The sequence below is a fragment of the Streptomyces sp. NPDC088745 genome (assembly GCF_044751045.1).
Taxonomy (GTDB): domain Bacteria; phylum Actinomycetota; class Actinomycetes; order Streptomycetales; family Streptomycetaceae; genus Streptomyces; species Streptomyces cremeus.
This window is the reverse complement of record NZ_JBIVLB010000037.1, coordinates 1-1,404: the sequence shown is the minus strand read 5'-3', so window position 1 is coordinate 1,404 and position 1,404 is coordinate 1. Positions and strand designations below refer to the sequence as shown.

Sequence of the window (1,404 nt, the reverse complement as noted above, 5' to 3'; positions counted from 1 at the left end):
TAGTACTGCAACGGTCCTTGTCGTGACGGTTGGGCAGGTTGGTCGTTGCTCTGTTCATGGGTGGGGAACTCGTTGATGCCCGGTCGTGGGCGGGGGAACTGAAGGCTTTGCACGAGCAGTTCGTGCATCGTTTCGCCAGGTCGGAGCCGCGTGAGTCGGCGCTCGCGTATATGCGGGGGCTGATCGCTCCGTTGGAGCGGAAGAACGGCTGGACGCTGGCGGAGGAGGCCGGTCATGCGGGACCGGACCGGATTCACCGGCTGCTGAACCGGATCGACTGGGATGCGGGCGAGGTCCTGGACGACGTGCGTGAGTACGTGGTCGAGCACCTCGGCGACCCGGATGCGGTGCTGATCGTGGACGACACCGGCTTCCTGAAGAAGGGGACACGGTCGGCCGGGGTTCAGCGGCAGTACTCCGGAACCGCGGGGCGGACGGAGAACTGCCAGGTCGGAGTGTTCCTCGCCTATGCCGCCGGTCGTGGCCGCACCCTGATCGACCGGCGCCTGTACCTGCCGGCCTCCTGGACCGACGACCGGGAACGGTGCCGTCGGGCCGGCATCGACGACACGGTCGTCTTCGAGACCAAGGTCGCGATGGCCCGGGCGATGGTCCGCCGGGCGATCGAGGAGAGGATCCCGTTCGGCTGGGTGACCGCGGATGCCGGCTACGGCTACTCCAAGAGCTGGCGGACCGAGCTGGAGCAGGCGGACGTCTTCCATGTCATGGCCACCACTCGTCACGACACCGTCGTCACTCGCTGGGCCATCGACCATCCCGTCCGCGACCTGTTCCACGATCTGCCGCGGCAGAAGTGGAAGCGCCGGTCCTGCGGGAACGGGTCGCACGGGCCCCGCGTGTTCGACTGGGCCAGGGTGGAGGTCAGGCCCTGGCGCCGGGAAGACCGTCGGCACTGGGTGATCGCCCGCCGCAGTGTCCGCCGGCCTGAGGAGATCTCCTGCTACATCGCCTACTGCCCCGCCGACACCACACTTGACCAGCTCATTCATGTCGCCGGCAGTCGGTGGGCGGTCGAGGAGTGCTTCCAGACCGCCAAGCAGGAGTGCGGCCTGGACGACTACCAGGTCCGCCGCTATCCCGGCTGGTACCGCCACATCACCCTGGCCATGGCCGCCCACGCCTGCCTCACCGTCCTGCGGGCCCGCGAGCTCGACGCCGGGAAAGCAGAAACGGATCCTCCGACCTCGTCCCGCTGAGCCTTCCCGAACTCAGACGCCTGATCCACCGGCTCACCCACCGCCGACCAGCCACGATCGACCACATCCTGCACTGGTCCCACTGGCGTCGCCGACGACAGCACCAAGCCCGGATCAGCCACTACAAATGCCGCGGCCACACACCACCCGAACCTGCCCAACCATCAGGAAAAGCACCGTTGCAGTA

The 1,404-nt window shown here is 67.5% G+C and carries 1 protein-coding gene; it reads left to right on the top strand.

The window, feature by feature from the left end; translation table 11 throughout:
* Positions 1-56 precede the first annotated feature (56 nt).
* On the top strand, positions 57-1,217 hold the full coding sequence (locus tag ACIP93_RS37695) for an IS701 family transposase (protein ID WP_401766990.1): 1,161 nt from the start codon (positions 57-59) through the stop codon (positions 1,215-1,217).
* Positions 1,218-1,404 lie beyond the last annotated feature (187 nt).